The sequence below is a fragment of the Pseudoxanthomonas sp. LjRoot204_2 genome (genome assembly GCF_056175765.1).
In genome coordinates, this window is the sequence record NZ_JBGFFG010000029.1 from 1 (window position 1) to 15731 (window position 15731).

The following is a 15731-nucleotide window of genomic DNA, read 5'->3' on the forward strand; positions in this document are numbered from 1 at the left end:
GGCTCAGGCTCTGCAGAACAACGTCATCGCCATTGGCGAGCACCTGCGTCTTGCCGCCGATGCGAAGGGATGCCGTCACCGTGCCATCCACCTGCGCACGCACCAGCGGCACGTCCTGCGTCCAGGTGCCTTGCTCGCCGCCGGGGCGGACGCCCGCCCTCTTCAATTCGTCGACGATATAGGCGACGGTCTTCTCTTCACCGCGCGTCGCCGGTGCACGGCCCTCGAACTCGTCCGACGCAAGCACGCGCACATGCCGCGACAGGTTGTCGGCATTGATGCCGCCGCCGGGGATGTCGGCGGCGAAAGCTGAGGGCGTGCCGAGCGAGAGGAGCAGCAACGGGAGGGCATGCTTCATGTGTATTCTGGTTCATCCGGCAGACGTCGCGAGTCTAAAGGATCGATGTGGGAGCGACGTAAGTCGCGATGGAGCGCCAACGAGGCATCATCGCGACTTAGGTCGCTCCCACGAGAGCAGAGATTCAGCGTCGCCGGCGCGTCACGGCCGCCCACGATCCAGCCACACGCCCAGACCCTGCGCATTGAGTTCGACATCCATGGCGAGCAGGCTCAGCACGTCCTCGTCCGCCAGCGGCACCTGCTGGGCATGGGCGCGCTCGAGGTACAGCGCCGACAGTGCGGCGGCGATGCAGCGATGACGATCCGCACGCCCGTCGCAGGCGTCGGCGATGGCCACCATCGCATCGATCTGTTCGTACAGCGACTGCGCCAGGCGCGGTACGTCGGACAAGGGCCCGTAGTGGGTGAGGTACATGGCCTCCGGCGCGCGCTCGACCATGCGCGCGATGCTGGCCTTCAGCGCCCCGGGTTCGAATTGCACGGGCGTGGTGGTCGGCAGGATGAAGGCGCCGTGTGGTCCGTCCAGTTCGCGATACGAAAGCCCGAACGTGTCGCCGGTGAACCAACTGCGGCTGCGCGCATCCCAGATGCAGTGGTGGTGGCGCGCATGCCCCGGCGTATCGATGCATTCCAGCGCGCGGCCGGCCAACAGCACCGTCTCGCCATCCTCGACGATGTGCACGCGCGCCTCCGGCACCGGCTGGATGGCGCCGTAGCTGCGCTGCATCTCTTCTTCGCCATACACCGCGGTCGCCCCAGCGATGAGCTTCCCAGGGTCGATGAGGTGCGGCGCCGCACGCGGGTGTGCGACCAGCGTGGCGTTCGGCAAGTGCTGCATCAGCAGGCCAGCGCCACCGGCATGGTCCAGGTGCACGTGGGTGACGATCAGCAGCTCGATGTCGGCAGCGGCGAGGCCGGCGCGCTGCGCCGCCGCCAGCAACAGCGGCACGGAATGGTTGGTGCCGCAATCGATGAACGCACCGCGACCTTCCTCGACGATCAGGTAGGCGGCGTCGAAGTGGTCGCGCTGGAACGCGGTGTCGATGGTATGGATGCCGTGGAGGCTCATCCGCGGGCCTGTGTGGGGACGGATGACCCGATTCTAGTCCGCGATCCGCGGCAGCACGACCCGCCTTTGGTGGAACCCGCCATCCACGCGCAGGTCAACCGCGCGACAACCACCAGCCGCGCAGCGGTACCGCCAACGTCARCACGAACAGGAAAGCACCGTAGGCGACGAGCGTCGCCAGCACCTGCTTCCAGATCGCGCCGGTGCCCACATCGGACGCACCCAGCGCGTATCCCCACTGCATGCCGATGAAGCTGAGCACGAAGGCCACCGCGAGCGCCGCGAGATCGAAGCCCTTGCGGCGCCCGTTGCGCGGCTGACGCGGGAACAGCCAGTACAACGATCCCAGCAACAGGAACCACGGCAGGAACAGGATGACCGCCAGGTACGGCATGGCTCAGGCCTCCGCGGCGCGCAGCGCGGCCAACGCCGCGAGCACATCACCGGCGGGGACCTGCAGCACGATCTCCGGCGTCTCCATCGCGTCCGCCTGCTCGGCCTGCTTGAGCACACCGATCAGCTTGCCGGCGTCCTTCGGCGAATCGAAGCCGTTGCTCTGCACCAGCACGTTGCCCTCGGCGTCCGTGAGCTTGAAGTAGAAGCGGCCATCGGTATCGCGGTACTGCTTGAACGCCGGCAGCGCGGCCTTCGATGCCGTGGCCTTCGCCTCGACTACCGGCTGCTGGGACAGGTCACGCAGGCCCACCGCATGGCGCAGCTCGGCCAGCAGCGGCGTGGCATAGCGTTCGCGCAGGCGGCGGGCGCCGTCGCGCAGGATGGCTTCGATGTCGGCCGGCTTGGCCATCAGCGCTTCGTACTTCTCGCGCAGCGGTGCGATTTCCGCATCGATGCGTTCGAACAGCTGCTGCTTGGCATCGCCCCAGCTGATGCCGTCGGCGAACTTCTGGGCGAACGCGCGCGTTTCCTCGGCGCTGCCGAAGGCCTGATACAGCTGGAACAGCGCCGAACCTTCGGTGTCCTTCGGCTCGCCGGGTCCGCGCGAGTCGGTCAGGATGGAGAACACCAGTTTCCTGAGCTCCTCGCGCGGCGCGAACAGCGGGATGGTGTTGTTGTAGCTCTTGCTCATCTTGCGCCCGTCCAGGCCGGGCAGCGTGGCGACGTTGTCGTCGATCAGCGCCTCCGGCAGGGTGAAGTACTCCTTGCCGTAGACGTGGTTGAAGCGCTGGCCGAAGTCGCGCGCCATCTCGATATGCTGGATCTGGTCGCGACCCACCGGCACCTGGTGCGCGTTGAAGATCAGGATGTCTGCCGCCATCAGCACCGGGTACATGAAGAGGCCCGCGCTGACGCCCGCATCCGGGTCTTCACCGTCGGCGTTGTTCTTGTCCACCGCGGCCTTGTACGCATGCGCGCGGTTGAGGATGCCCTTGCCCGCCACGCAGGTCAGGAACCACGTGAGCTCGGTGATCTCCGGCACGTCGCTCTGGCGGTAGAACCAGACCTTGTCCGGTTCCAGGCCGCAGGCCAGCCAGGTCGCCGCGATCTCCAGCGTGGAGCGCTGGGTGCGCGCCGGGTCCTGGGCCTTGATCAGGCTGTGCAGGTCGGCCAGGAAGTAGAAGCTCTCCGTGTCCGAGGCACGGCTGGCGGCCACGGCGGGGCGCACGGCGCCGACGTAGTTGCCCAGGTGCGGCGTGCCCGAGGTGGTGATGCCGGTAAGGACGCGGGTGGTCATGTGCGAAGCGGGGAATGCGGGAAAGCGGCCAGTTTACCGGCTGGGGGCGGGCGATGCCGGTGGCCGGCCTGCGACACGGCGTCGCAGGCGCGGCCCACTGGCGGCTTAACCGGGGCAGGCATCGCCGTTCCAGGCAACCCCACTGCCGCCGACGATCCGTTCCCAGCATCGTCCCCACCTGGAGAACGGACATGCTGCATCGCTTCCTTGCTTCCCTGGCCACGCTGGCGTTGCTCGCCGCGTGCGCCCCGTCTCATGCCCGCCCATTGGTGGACGTCAGCGTGGTCGACCGCGACACTGGCGAATCGCTGGCACGGTACCCGCATCGCGGTGAGCTCTGGGTCGCCGGCATGCCTGGTCATCGCTACAGCGTGCGGCTGGCCAACACCACCGGCGAGCGCGTGCTGGTCGTGCTGTCGGTGGACGGCATCAACGCCGTCACCGGCCAGACAGCGAACCCCTCACAAGCCGGCTATGTACTGGAGCCATGGCAGACCACCGAGATCAACGGCTGGCGGAAGTCGATGGACGACGTGGCGCAGTTCGTGTTCACCGATCTGGGCGACAGCTACGCCGCGCGTACTGGGCGTCAACGCAACGTCGGTGTCATCGGCGTAGCGGCATTCCGCGAAGCGCCTGCCTACCGCTACCCGCAGTACGAACCGCCGCCGATCGCCCGCGGGACGATGAGCAAGCAGGCGGAAGCCGAAGCCGCGGCGCCTGTCGTATCATCGCGCAGCATCGTTGCCGACGAATATTCGCGCCAGCAAAGCATCGGCACCGGCCATGGTGGCCGGGAATGGGCCCCGACCTCACGTACCGGCTTCGAGCGCGCAACCCGCCAGCCCGAACAGGTGAGTGAACTGCGCTACGACGAGCATCGTCGACTGGTCGCGATGGGCATCCTGCCGCGCCACCGCCAAGGCCCGATCTGGCGCGACGATGCGCCACGTGCCTTCCCGGGTGGATTCGTCGCCGATCCTCCTCGCCGCTGACAAAAAAGACGGGCCGCCCTGGGGCGGCCCGTCTTGTTCCGGCGTCCGCGAAACGCGGATGGCTCAGTGCTTGAAGCTGCTGTCGGAACGCAGCGTGCGCTGGAAGTCCGCGACCTCGGTGCGGGCGCGGTCGCGATCGTAACCGTAACGCTCCTGCAGCCTGCCCTCGAGATACTCCGCGTTGCCTTCCGCGACCTTGAAATCGTCATCGGTCAGATCGCCCCACTTCGCCTGGATCTTRCCTTTCAGCTGCTTCCAGTTGCCGGCGATGATGTCCTGATTCATGGTGTTGCCTCATTGAGTGAGCGGCAGGGGGCGCCGCGGGGACAGCATCGCAAGGCAGGCGTTCCCATCCGATCAAACGCGTGTCAACGCGGTATTAGGAAACGCGGGCTCGTTCAGTCGAATGACGGCGCCTTCGCGGCAATGAACACGCGGCGAGGCAAAAAAAGACGGGCCGCATGGCGGCCCGTCTCGATGACGCATGAGGAAGCCGGCGCTTACTTGCCGGAGGAATCCTCGACTTTTTCGCCCACCTTCTGCACGTCCTTGCCGAACCCCTTGACGGTGTTGCAGCCGGACAGCACGGCGATGGAGAACAGGGACAACATCAGCAACGCGGCGACACGCTTCATAGGCGACTCCTGTGGACAGTATTCACGGGCCGGGGCAAGCCGAACCGGGTGCGGGACCCGGCCTCCCCACGACCGCAGTGTCATTCAACCACGCTGGCTGCAGGCTGACCATGCGCCGCGGGCGGACAAGCAAAAGGGGCCGGTCGCCCGGCCCCTTCCTGTAACGCTTCCGCGAGGAGCGGTCGCATCAACCCGCATGCATCAGCACTTGCCGTCCTTGCAGTCCTGGGCCTTGTCCTCGACCTTCTCGCCGACCTTCTGCACGTCCTTGCCGGCACCGGCCATGGTGTTGCAGCCCGACAGGACCGCCATCGAGAACATCGCCGTCAGCAGCAGCATCATTGCACGCTTCATGTGTCATCTCCTGGGTGGAAAAAGGGGTGCCGATGCGGGTGCGTCCCACACCGCAGCGGCGTGTGCGTGCACCTTCGTCGTCGTGGCGTATAGGCCGCGTGAAGCCCCTGCCGGCGCGTTCAGGCGCAGTTTCCTCGTCCCGGCAGGCCTAGTCGCGCATCAGGGTGGATTTGCCGAACAGGCTTTCCACCAGGTCCACCGTCAGCTTGGCAGTGCGATTGCGGCGATCCAGCACGGGATTCAGTTCGACGATGTCCAGCGAACCCATCAGCCGCGTGTCCRCGATCATCTCCATCACCAGCTGCGCCTCGCGGTAGTTGGGCCCGCCGGGCACCGTGGTGCCTACGCCGGGCGCGATGCTGGGGTCCAGGAAATCCACGTCGAAGCTCACGTGCAGGTGGGTATCGGCATCCAGCCCCTCCAGCGCCGTTTCCATGGTGCGCTTCATGCCGACCTCGTCGATGTATCGCATGTCGTACACATCGACCTGGTGGTCCTTGATGAGCCGCTTCTCCTCCGGATCGACCGAGCGGATCCCGATCTGCCGGACCATCGCCGGGGTGATGGCCGGCGACTCCCCACCCAGTTTCGTCAGCGCATCCGGGCCGATGCCGCACAGGCACGCCACCGGCATGCCGTGGATGTTGCCCGACGGCGTGACGTCGCTGGTATTGAAATCCGAATGCGCGTCCAGCCACAGCACGCGCAGCTTCTTGCCGGCCTGGCGACAGTGTCGCGCCACGGCCGTGATGGACCCCATCGCCAGGCAGTGGTCACCCCCCAGCATGATCGGGAGACGGTTGCGCGCCAGTTCCGCCGCGGTGGCATCCATCACCGCCCGGTTCCATGCCACCACTTCGTCGAGGTGACGGTAGCCGCTGACCGGACCGGTCCAGGGATTGGCGGGCCCCTGCACGTTGCCGGTATCGACGACGTCCACGCCACGCGCCGCCAGCGCCTCGCCCAGGCCGGCGATGCGCAGTGCATCCGGGCCCATGCGGGCGCCGCGATGGCCGGCGCCGACGTCGGTGGGAACGCCGATCAGGGAGACGGGGGGRAAGACTCGACTCATGGGTACGTCCTGCGAAAACAGGCGCACAGTCTATGCGGTCGGCGATGACGGGCCTGTGGCATCGCAGCACGTGGCGCGACGGCGAGGCGGGGAAGCGTGGTGCCGCTTATCCGAATCGAACGGATGACCTACCGCTTACAAGGCGGTTGCTCTACCAGCTGAGCTAAAGCGGCGCGGGCGCAATTCTAGCGCAGCGCGGTGCATTCGAGCGGCTGCGGCTCCCCACTGCCTGCCGTGCGCGCGAGTGCGGCGGGGTCGGTACCCTCGACGATGCCGGCATCCAGCCACCAGAGGCCGGGCCCGGCGCGACCGACCGGTTGCAGTTGCGCGGCGAAGCCCGCTGCCTGCAGCTGGGCGAGTCGACGCTCCGCCGCGTCGCGGCTGCGGTAGCGTCCCAGGGCGATGCCATTGGCCTGGTCACCCTGCCGCACGACGAGGAAGTCGTCGAAGCCGGCAGCACCGATCTTCGCCGCTTCCGCCTGTGCGTCTTCCAGYGATGCTGCGGGCGGGATCACCACCTGATAGCCGCTGGCGCTCATGCCGGGGACCTCACGCACGCGCGGGCGCACCAGGTGGCGGGCGGCCGTGGCTTGTGCCTGGGTCGCGGTAGCCTGGCTCGTGTAGGGCCCCAGGCTGACGCAGGCGGTAGGCGTGGCCGAAGGTGCGGCCGTGGGGGATGACGGAAGCGCCGCCGGTCCCGTTTCATCCACCAATTGCAGGCGGGCGACGCCTGCAGGAAGCACCGGCTCCGGTTCGGGCAACGGCGCGGGGCGGCTCAGCCACCACGCGGCGGCTCCCAGATTCAGGACGACCAACAAGACGATCAGGGCGCGGATCAGCATGATGCGATTCTATCCGCGCTCAAGCGGCCGCACCGAGACGTGCCCACACCGCCAGTCCTTCGAGCACGAGTGCCGGTGCCACGGCCGGCGCATCCAACTGCGACGCCAGCCCGGGGGCACCCCCGCCATGCAGCAGCAGGGCGGGCCGATCTCCCAGCAGTGCATGCGCCTGCTGCAGGCTGCGCTCGATCAGCCCCAACGCGGCGCCCTCGCAGCCGGACGCCAAGGCATCGGCCGTCTCCGTGGCGAACTCCACATAGTCGCCGCCGCATGCCGGCAGTTGCGCGGCCGCGGCCTGCAGCGCATCGCGCATCAGGCGCGGCGACGGCGCGATGCGCCCACCCCGGTGTTGCCCGCGGCCATCGAGCAGGTCCACGGTGATCGCCGTGCCCACCCCCACGACCAGCCACGGGACAGCACCTCGCCGGCGCGCCCCGAGCAGGGCCAGGAAGCGGTCCACGCCCATCCGGGCAGGGTAGGGATATGCGATACGGACGCCCGCCAATGCAGCCTGCGTGCGTGCGATGGATACGGTCTGGAAGCGTGTCGTCAACCAGTCGACGACCATCGCCGTGCGCACCGGCGACGCCACGCTGGCGAGGACGGCCGACGTTCCGTCATGCCCCACGGTAGCCGCGAGCGCGTCCGCCAGGCCTTCCTCATACGCCATCGCCCGCACGTCCCCGGCGCTCCCATCGTCGTGCAGTTGCGCGCATTTCAGCCGCGAATTTCCGAGATCGAACAGCCACTGCGTCATATCGCCCTCACGCTGACCTCGCCCGCATGCACGTACTTCACCGCTTCGCCCATCCTGACCCGCAACGCGCCATCGTCGCCGATGCCGTCGGCCACGCCCTGCTCGTCGCCCTGCGATCCATGCACGGTGACGGCACGTCCTGCCAGTGCATCCAGCGCGGCGTAGCGCGCGCGAAAGGGCGAAAGCCCATCACGGTCGAACTGGTCGAGCGCGGGCAGCAGGGCGTCCAGCAGTCGGGCCGCCAGTGTGTTGCGCGATGGCGCGCCCTCGGCAAGGCTCGCCAAGTCCGTCCATGCCTGGTCGATGGTGGCACCGACCGGCGCCGGCATGCGCACGTTCACGCCCATGCCGATCACCGCACGTACCGGTCCGCCGTGCTCGCCCCCCCCTTCCACCAGGATGCCACCCAGCTTCCGGTCGTGCGCCAGCAGGTCGTTGGGCCATTTCACCCCTACCGCGGCGTACCCGGCCTGCCGCAGCGCCTCCGCGACGGCCACGCCGACCACCAGGCTCAGGCCTGCCAGGCGGGCGAGCCCGCCCGAGAACTGGCGCGAGAGCGACAGGTAGAGGTTCGACGCGATCGGCGATGCCCACTGGCGGCCACGTCGTCCGCGGCCCCCGGTCTGCTGTTCGGCCAACAACACCTCCACGCCGCGCTCCGGTGCCGGGCGCCGCAGCAGCTCGCTGTTGGTGGAATCCAAGGCCCATGCCACATCGAGCGACGACAACGCGGCGGCATCCCGCATGCGCGCGCGGATCAGGTGGGCATCCAGCAGCTCGACCGCGTCGGCCAGCGCATAGCCACGCCCCGCCTGCGCGTCGATGCGCACTCCCCCTGCGCGCAAGGCTTCGATGCGCTTCCACATCGCCGCACGCGTCAACCCGGTATCGCGCGCGAGCGCGTCGCCTGTCGCAGGGCCGTCGATGAGGCGCTGCAGCAGTTCGCGTTCGCCGCTCACGCGCGACGGCGCCAGATACGGACGCGCTCGAAGCGCGATTCCGTGCCATCGCGCAGGCGCCGGACGTTCACCCGATGGGTGAACAGCACCAGCAGCGCGGCGGCCATCGCGAACACCTGTGCAGCGCGATCGACCGGCAGCCACCACGACAGCGGCACCAGGCAGGCGGTGGCGACGATCGACGCCAGGCCGACGTAGCCCGTCGCCACCAGCACGACCACCCAAACCGCGAACAGGGGCAGCAGCGCCATCGGCCACATCACGGCCATGCCGCCCAACAGCGTGCCTACCCCCTTGCCACCGCGGAAGCCGTGCCACACCGGCCAGACATGGCCCAGCGCCGCCACGAATGCCGCCATGAAGCCCAGCACGCGCGGCGGCACGGATCCGTCCTCCGGCGCGAAGGCCAGCGCGAGCCATGCCGCCAGCGCGCCCTTCCCGATGTCGACCAGCACCACGCCCAGCGCGAACTTCGCGCCCTGGGTACGGAAGGCATTGGTGCCGCCGGCGTTGCCGCTGCCCTGCGTGCGGATGTCCACGCCTCGCAGGCGGCCCAGCACCAGACTGCCCGATACGGACCCGACCAGATAGGCGGACAGCAACAGCAGGGAGGCGATCAGCATGGCGCCATTATGGGCCACGCCCCCGCACAGGTTCAGGCATCGGCGGCCGGCTGCACCGCCACGATCAGCGCGCCCTGCCCGGCGTGTGCACCGATCGCCGCCCCGGTTTCCACCAACCGGTCTTCGCTGATCGACACGCGCGCACGCAGTGCGGCCAGCAGGCGCTCGCCCTCGGGCCGCGCATCGCAGTGTCCGACGATCAGGCGCCAGCGCTGTCCCGCCGGCAGTTGTCGCGCAACGCGCCGTGCGAACGCTTCGGGTGCGCGATCGCGGGTCAGCAGGAGCCCGGCGACGACCATGCGGCCGTCGACGCTCATCTTCGCCATCGGCGTCAGCGCACTGAGCCGTGCGATCGGCGCCGCCCAGCGGGGAATGCGGCCCCCACGCACCGCGTGGGAGATGTCGGGTGCGATGGCCCACATGCGGGTCTGCGGACGCAGGCGCGCGAGTTCGGCCAGCACCTCCGCCTCGTCATGCCCCAGCGCGGCCAGCTCGGCGGCGCGCCAGACCAGCAGGGCCTGGCCGCAGGCCGCGTTGACCGTATCGAAGACGCGCACGCGCCTGCCGGGGTCGCGGGCCGCCGCATGCTCGCCGGACTGCAGCGTGCCCGACAACGCCCGCGACAGGCCCACGTACAGCACGCGCGCATGATGTGCGAGCGCCAGTTCGAACTGGCGGCGGAAATCCCCCGGCGGGGGTTGGCTCGTGCGCGGCAACTGGCGCGAAGCCGCCATGCGCCGATAGAACTCGGCCGTCGACAGCCCCACCTTGTCGAGGTAATCGCGGCCGTCCAGATCCACCCGGGCCGGCACCACGCCGATCGCGTAACGCTCGGCGATGTCGTCCGGCAGGTCGGCGGCACTGTCGGTGACCACCACGAGCGGTTGCGGCGCAGCGGCGACCGCCTGCTGCCGGATCATGTCGTCAGCCTTCATGCCTTCCACGCGCCCTTGCTGCGCGCAGGCATCGAACAAGGCCTGCGGCGATCCGGCATGCGCGTGCACGCGCAGGCGCGCGGTACCGCCCGCGATGACGATGGAATCGGCGCCAATCGCCTCCAGCGCCGCGCGCAGGCGCTCGCGGTCCAGGCCCTCGCCGAGCAGCAGGCATTCGGTGCACCAGCGGCGATCCGGGTCGATCTCGTGGTCATGGTCCAAGGGGGCGGCGGCGTCGTTCGCCGCGACCGGCGCACCGGCGCGCACGCGCACGGCGCGCGGCCCCCCTTCGACGAACTCGGCGATGCCCTCCAGCAGGTCGACGAAGCCCTGCGCGCCGGCATCGACCACGCCGGCCTTCTGCAGCAGCGCCATCTGGCGCGGCGTGTCGGCAAGCGCATGCCGTGCGCGCATAAGCGCACGCGTGAACCCGCTGCGCGTGTCGGGCTGCGCGCTGTCCGCCGCCGCGTCGAGTTCGTCGGCGAAGGCGCTGATGACGCTGAGGATGGTGCCCTCGACCGGCTGGGCCAKCGCCTGCCGGGCGCTCTKCGCACCGCGGCGCACCGCGGCCGCCAGCGAACGCGCGTCCAGTTCGGGCAATGCATGCACGTGCTCGGCCACCCCATGGAGGAACTGCGCCAGGATGGCGCCGGAATTGCCGCGCGCACCATCGATCGCGTCATTGCCGACACGGCTGAGCAAATCGCCGGCATGCTGGCTGGGCTGGCTGAGCGCGCCGTGCAGCACGCTGCCGAGCGTCGAGGCGAGATTGTTGCCGGTATCGCCATCGGCGACCGGGAACACGTTGATGCGGTTCAATCCATCCCGGGCCGCAATGACCCGACGGGCCCCGGCGATCAGCGCCAGGCGCAGGGCGGGGGCGGTCAGGGGACGGTCGTGGGGCGCGGGCATGGCAAGAGTCTGCCGCAAGCGCGGGCGCCGCCCTGTTGCGCCGCAGCAGCCCATGCCGGGTTTCCCCCGGTCCGTCGCCGCGGGGCGCGGTTTCGTCGCAAAGCGCTCGAGGATCCATGCCCTCCGGCGCCAATCCGGCTATAGTCGGCGGCGTTCTCTGGCCGCTGTACCCGACTGACAGGAGTCTCCCCGATGCTTCGCGCCAGCCTTGCCCTGCTGCTCCTGGCTGCTTCGGCCGTGGCGTTCGCCCAGAACGGGCGTGGCCTCGCCAACGGCAACGTCGACACGTGTCCGGAGATCGCCGACCGCGCGGTTGCGGAACGGCAGGTCGATGCCGTGCCGGTTGCCTCGGACCCCCGTCGCGCTCGCGCGAATGCCGCCCGCACCAAGTACGGCGTGCCGGCAACCCTGGCGCCCGTCACTACGCGGGGCGGTGGCGACGACGACGACACCCCGCTACCGCGCAACCGCGGGTCCAAGTGGCACAGCTTCCTGCCGGGCATGTTCCGCTGAGGCGGACGTCGGCACCCCGTGATCGGACTGTTGCGCCGCCTGCGGCCCGCGCCCCCGACGATTGAAGACAACCTGTGGCAGTCCGTCCTCACCGGCACGCCGTGGGTGTCTGCGCTGGATGAGGTACGTGCGGCGCGGCTGCGCGCCTTGACCGCGCTGTTCCTGCATCGAAAGACCATCACGCCCTTGGCAGGACTGCGCCTGGACGACGCGCAGCGGGCGCAACTGGCCGCGCTGTGCTGCCTTCCGCTGCTCGAGTTCGGCGAAGCCGGCCTGCGCGGATGGTTGCAGCTGATCGTCTACCCCGACGCCTTCCGCGTGCAGCGCACGCACACCGACGCCGCCGGCGTGCTGCACGAGTGGGAAGACGATCTCGCGGGCGAAGCCTGGGACCATGGGCCGCTGATCCTGTCGTGGGCCGATGTGCAGGCCGACCTGGCCGAACCGGACGCCGGTTTCTGCGTGGCCGTGCACGAAATGGCGCACAAGCTGGACGTGCTGGATGGCGAACTCGACGGCACCCCGCCGCTTCCGGATGCGTGGCGCGGCCGCTGGGCACGCGACTTCCAGCGCGCGTACGACGACTTCTGCATGCAGGTCGACCTGGGCCGCGACACCACCCTCGATCCCTACGCCGCCGAGGCGCCGGAAGAATTCTTCGCGGTCGTCACGGAATACCACTTCTCCGCGCCGCACATACTGGCCGAGGCCATGCCGGACGTGGCGGCGCACCTGCAACGCTTCTACGGCCCTTCGCCGATGGCGCCCGACGCGGAATGAGTCAGAGTCCGGGCGGCAGGCGCACTTCGAAGCGCGCACCGCCCAGTTCGTCCGAGCGCCGTACCTGCAGCTCGCCGCGGTAGTCGCGGATCAGGTCCTGCACGATCGAGAGGCCAATGCCATGGCCCTGCACGCGCTCGTCGCCGCGCACGCCGCGTTGCAGGACTTTCGCCACGTCGTCCTCGGCGATGCCGGGGCCATCGTCATCGACGGCGATGAACACACCGGGGCGACGCTGCGGCGCCGTCGCGCCCACCATCACCGTCAGCAGCACGCGCGAACGCGCCCACTTGAACGCGTTCTCGAGCAGGTTGCCCATCAGCTCCTGCAGGTCGCCGGTCTCGCCGTGGAAACGGGCGCGCGGATCGATTTCGAATTCGCAGATCACGCCCTTCGCCGCATACACCTTCTCCAGGCCGCGCACGATTTCCTCGGCATGCGGTTCGATGGGTACCGCGGCCGAGAAGAGCTTGTGTCCGCTCGACGCCGCGCGCGCCAACTGGTACGAGACCAGGTTGTTCATGCGCTTCAGCTGCACATCGAGCTCCTCGCGCAAGGCCTGCGGATCGCCTCCCCCGCTGTCCAGCTGCGTCCGCAGCACCGCGATGGGCGTCTTCAGGCTGTGCGCCAGGTCGGCCAGCGTATTGCGCTGGCGCTCCAGGTTCTCGCGCTCGCTTTCGATGAAGGCATTGATGCTGTCGGTCAGCGGCTCGAGCTCGCGGGGATGGCTCTCGGTCATGCCCGACAGCTCGCCGCGCTGCACGCGGCTGAGTTCGAAGATCACCCGCCGCAGCGGGCGCAGGCTCCATCGCAACACCAGCATCTGCAGCAACAGCAGGATCACGCCGGCACCGCCGAGGTACACCCACAGCGAACCCCGGAACACGCGGATCTGCGCGCTCAGCGCCTGCGCATCCTCGAAGATGTAGATGCTGTACGGGATCTCGGCGTGCTGGTGCGTCGCCGGCCACGCATAGCCCACGCCATACCGGTACGCCTCGCTGTCGCTGCCATCGGCGCGGCGGATCGGCAACGGCCCTTCGAACGACTCCTCGAGCGCGCCCAGCATGCGCGGGGCGGGCAATTCCGGACCGAGGGTCGAATTCGATCCCCACGGCGGCACGCCCTGCAGCACCACCTGCGCGTACATGCCGCTGTCGGGCATGTCGAAGCGCGGGTCCGGCGTGTTGTAGGGAGGAATCAGCGTGCCGTTGCGCCCGAACTCCACCTTGTCGGTGTAGTAGAGCGCATAGCTCTTCAGGCGTTGGCGGAGGTTGTTCTCGGCGGTGTCGACGAACGCACGGTCCAGCGCGTAGCCCGCTAGGGCAAGGAACGCGACCAGCGCGAGGCTGGCGGCCAGCAGCTGGCGCGCGCGCAACGATCGCGGACGCCACCCGTCGAACCGGTCACGGCCGACGGGGGCGGATGGCGCGGCGCCGGACGGTGGCGCAGGCATCAAGTGCAGGCGATGCCGGCGCGGGACATCAGCCTTCGCCGCTGCGCGGGATCGCGAAACGATAGCCGCGGCCGCGCACGGTCTCGATCGGCTTCAGCTCGCCATCGGGATCCAGCTTCTTGCGCAGGCGGCCGATGAACACTTCCAGCACGTTCGAGTCGCGATCGAAGTCCTGCTGGTAGATGTGCTCGGTCAGGTCGGCCTTCGAGACCAGCTCGCCGGCATGCATCATCAGGTATTCGAGCACCTTGTACTCGTAGCTGGTCAGGTCGACATTGCTGCCGTTGACGCTGACTGTCTGCGCAGCGAGGTCGAGCGCGACCGGTCCGCACTCCAGCGTCGGCTTGCTCCAGCCCGCCGCACGGCGCAGCAACGCGTTGACGCGCGCCAGCAGTTCTTCCACATGGAACGGCTTGACCAGATAGTCGTCTGCACCCTGCTTCAGGCCTTCCACCTTGTCCTGCCAGCTGGAACGCGCCGTCAGGATAAGCACGGGGAATTTCTTGCCTTCGTCGCGCAGCGCCTTGATCAGCTCCATGCCCGACATCTTGGGCAGGCCGAGATCGATGATGCCCACGTCGAACGGCACTTCGCGGCCCATGTAGAGGCCCTCTTCGCCGTCCTGGGCCGCGTCCACCGCGAAGCCTTCGCGCTTGAGGCGCGCGGCAAGGGTTTCACGCAGGGGGGCTTCGTCTTCGACCAGCAGGATACGCATGGACTCTCCTTGGGAATGCGGCGCGGCAGCGGGCCGCGCGGGACGTGCTCTGTTGAGCCTGGATTCTACGTAAGACTACGGGCGCGGGGGGTTATCGCCGCGTGCAGGCTGCGGAGGGGGCGCAAGATCGCGACGCGGACGAACGGGCGAGTCTGCGTCGCGGCGCGACGCCCCTCGGTCGTCCTGGGTTTCCGTGCGCACGCGACCACGCTCGTCGATGTACTTGACGCGCGTGACATCGCGACCGTCGTACTGCATGCGCTCCACGCTCAACACCTGATTGCCCGATTCACTGCGCACGCGGCGCACCGAATCGGACATGGAATTGCGGTGGCCCCGGTCATCGCTGCGCGGAAAGCCGCGCTCGCGGGGCGGCGGACCGTCGTTGCGGCCACGCTCGTCCTGCGCCTGCACCGCATGGGTGCCGGCGAGGGCGGCGAGGACCGCCAGGGCAAGGGCGGCGAGGGTCGGGGCACGAAAACGCATAACGGAATCGTAACGGAAGTGGGTTCGCGAAACTGAACGAAACCCGAAACCGCCTCTGGAGAATGGAAGCGCAGTCTTGGTCCGCGGCAGTGAATCGGTTCTGAATTTATCCACAGGGCAACGCCCCGCATTCAGCCAGCTGAATCGTCAGAAAACCTCGGCAACACAACACCTTAGCGAACCGCCGCCTGCTTCTATCGCGTCCAGCGCCACGCTATGCACCGCCAGTCCCGCGGCGGCCAGGCGCGCCAGCGAGGAGGGACGGAGGGCTGCATGTGCACGCCGGCTCATCCAGACCCTGCCCTCGGTCAGCGAGATGGCATTGCCGGCGAAGGCCGCCTGCTCCGCCGCATCCAATTCGACCACCTGATCGGGATACAGCGCGTCCAGTGCGGCCACCAGCCCAGGGGACACCAACCCCTCTTGGTGCACCAGCGCGACCCGGCCGGCCAGCACCGCCAACACCACGTTGGTGTGGTACTCGCCGGGAGCCAGGTCGAACGTCAAGGTGGCACGCAGTCCGAACGCCTCGTGCATCCTCGCCGCCCCTGTTTCGTCGCAGCGTTCGGACAACC

At 68.8% G+C, this 15731-nt stretch carries 18 protein-coding genes, 1 tRNA gene and 2 pseudogenes; 3 read left to right on the forward strand and 18 right to left on the reverse strand.

Features of this window, described 5'->3' with window-relative positions:
* The 4 genes and pseudogenes from AC04L7_RS02580 to AC04L7_RS02595 all read right to left on the reverse strand — a co-directional run.
* Positions 1–358 (reverse strand): annotated as a pseudogene (locus AC04L7_RS02580) (peptidase M20); the annotation flags it as partial.
* Between the two features lie 141 nt (positions 359–499).
* A complete protein-coding gene (locus AC04L7_RS02585; protein ID WP_435996736.1) occupies positions 500–1429 on the reverse strand; it encodes an MBL fold metallo-hydrolase in 930 nt (309 codons plus the stop codon).
* A 94-nt stretch (positions 1430–1523) separates the two neighbouring features.
* On the reverse strand, positions 1524–1823 hold the full coding sequence (locus tag AC04L7_RS02590; RefSeq protein WP_435996734.1) for a hypothetical protein: 300 nt from the start codon (positions 1821–1823) through the stop codon (positions 1524–1526).
* A 3-nt stretch (positions 1824–1826) separates the two neighbouring features.
* Positions 1827–3122 (reverse strand): tryptophan--tRNA ligase, encoded by a 1296-nt coding sequence (locus tag AC04L7_RS02595; RefSeq protein WP_435996732.1) that lies wholly within the window; start codon positions 3120–3122, stop codon positions 1827–1829.
* 191 nt (positions 3123–3313) lie between these two features.
* Here AC04L7_RS02595 and AC04L7_RS02600 point away from each other — a divergent pair, with 191 nt between their 5' ends.
* Positions 3314–4117, forward strand: coding sequence for a hypothetical protein (locus tag AC04L7_RS02600; RefSeq protein ID WP_435996730.1), 804 nt, complete (start codon positions 3314–3316; stop codon positions 4115–4117).
* 63 nt (positions 4118–4180) lie between these two features.
* On the opposite strand, the gene AC04L7_RS02605 is transcribed toward AC04L7_RS02600, so the two are convergent.
* The 10 genes from AC04L7_RS02605 to AC04L7_RS02650 form a co-directional block, all read right to left on the reverse strand.
* Positions 4181–4402 (reverse strand): CsbD family protein, encoded by a 222-nt coding sequence (locus tag AC04L7_RS02605; RefSeq protein WP_296279403.1) that lies wholly within the window; start codon positions 4400–4402, stop codon positions 4181–4183.
* 215 nt (positions 4403–4617) lie between these two features.
* Positions 4618–4752, reverse strand: a complete 135-nt coding sequence (locus AC04L7_RS02610; protein ID WP_055937075.1) for an entericidin A/B family lipoprotein — start codon at positions 4750–4752, stop codon at positions 4618–4620.
* Between the two features lie 201 nt (positions 4753–4953).
* The gene (locus tag AC04L7_RS02615; RefSeq protein ID WP_055937078.1) at positions 4954–5106 is read right to left on the reverse strand and encodes an entericidin A/B family lipoprotein; all 153 of its coding nucleotides are present in this window, start codon (positions 5104–5106) and stop codon (positions 4954–4956) included.
* Between the two features lie 148 nt (positions 5107–5254).
* Positions 5255–6178 carry an arginase gene (gene rocF, locus AC04L7_RS02620; protein ID WP_475512479.1) on the reverse strand — a complete coding sequence of 308 codons (924 nt, stop codon included), beginning with the start codon at positions 6176–6178 and terminating at the stop codon, positions 5255–5257.
* 97 nt (positions 6179–6275) lie between these two features.
* Positions 6276–6351, reverse strand: a tRNA-Thr gene (locus AC04L7_RS02625).
* Positions 6352–6363: 12 nt separating this feature from the next.
* Positions 6364–7020, reverse strand: a complete 657-nt coding sequence (locus AC04L7_RS02630; RefSeq protein ID WP_435996724.1) for an SPOR domain-containing protein — start codon at positions 7018–7020, stop codon at positions 6364–6366.
* 19 nt (positions 7021–7039) lie between these two features.
* Positions 7040–7777, reverse strand: coding sequence for a type III pantothenate kinase (locus AC04L7_RS02635; protein WP_435996722.1), 738 nt, complete (start codon positions 7775–7777; stop codon positions 7040–7042).
* Entirely contained in the window at positions 7774–8775 is a 1002-nt protein-coding gene (birA, locus tag AC04L7_RS02640) for a bifunctional biotin--[acetyl-CoA-carboxylase] ligase/biotin operon repressor BirA (protein ID WP_436000937.1), read from the reverse strand. Before birA ends, AC04L7_RS02635 begins: the two co-directional genes overlap by 4 nt.
* Positions 8733–9359, reverse strand: a complete 627-nt coding sequence (gene plsY / locus AC04L7_RS02645; protein WP_435996720.1) for a glycerol-3-phosphate 1-O-acyltransferase PlsY — start codon at positions 9357–9359, stop codon at positions 8733–8735. Before plsY ends, birA begins: the two co-directional genes overlap by 43 nt.
* A 32-nt stretch (positions 9360–9391) precedes the next feature.
* Entirely contained in the window at positions 9392–11206 is a 1815-nt protein-coding gene (locus tag AC04L7_RS02650; protein ID WP_475512480.1) for a DegV family protein, read from the reverse strand.
* A gap of 192 nt (positions 11207–11398) precedes the next feature.
* On the opposite strand from AC04L7_RS02650, the gene AC04L7_RS02655 reads away from it, so the two are divergent.
* On the forward strand, positions 11399–11719 hold the full coding sequence (locus tag AC04L7_RS02655) for a hypothetical protein (protein ID WP_296279391.1): 321 nt from the start codon (positions 11399–11401) through the stop codon (positions 11717–11719).
* Positions 11686–12499: pseudogene (locus AC04L7_RS02660) on the forward strand (M90 family metallopeptidase). Before AC04L7_RS02655 ends, AC04L7_RS02660 begins: the two are co-directional and overlap by 34 nt.
* A 1-nt stretch (position 12500) precedes the next feature.
* Here the strand turns inward: AC04L7_RS02660 and AC04L7_RS02665 are convergent.
* The 4 genes from AC04L7_RS02665 to AC04L7_RS02680 all read right to left on the reverse strand — a co-directional run.
* A complete protein-coding gene (locus tag AC04L7_RS02665) occupies positions 12501–13955 on the reverse strand; it encodes an ATP-binding protein (RefSeq protein ID WP_435996715.1) in 1455 nt (484 codons plus the stop codon).
* A gap of 28 nt (positions 13956–13983) precedes the next feature.
* On the reverse strand, positions 13984–14670 hold the full coding sequence (locus tag AC04L7_RS02670) for a response regulator transcription factor (RefSeq protein ID WP_055937106.1): 687 nt from the start codon (positions 14668–14670) through the stop codon (positions 13984–13986).
* Between the two features lie 75 nt (positions 14671–14745).
* Entirely contained in the window at positions 14746–15156 is a 411-nt protein-coding gene (locus AC04L7_RS02675) for a hypothetical protein (RefSeq protein ID WP_296279384.1), read from the reverse strand.
* Positions 15157–15303: 147 nt separating this feature from the next.
* Positions 15304–15731 (reverse strand): arginine deiminase-related protein (locus AC04L7_RS02680; protein ID WP_475512481.1); only part of this gene is annotated, 428 nt, incomplete at its 5' end.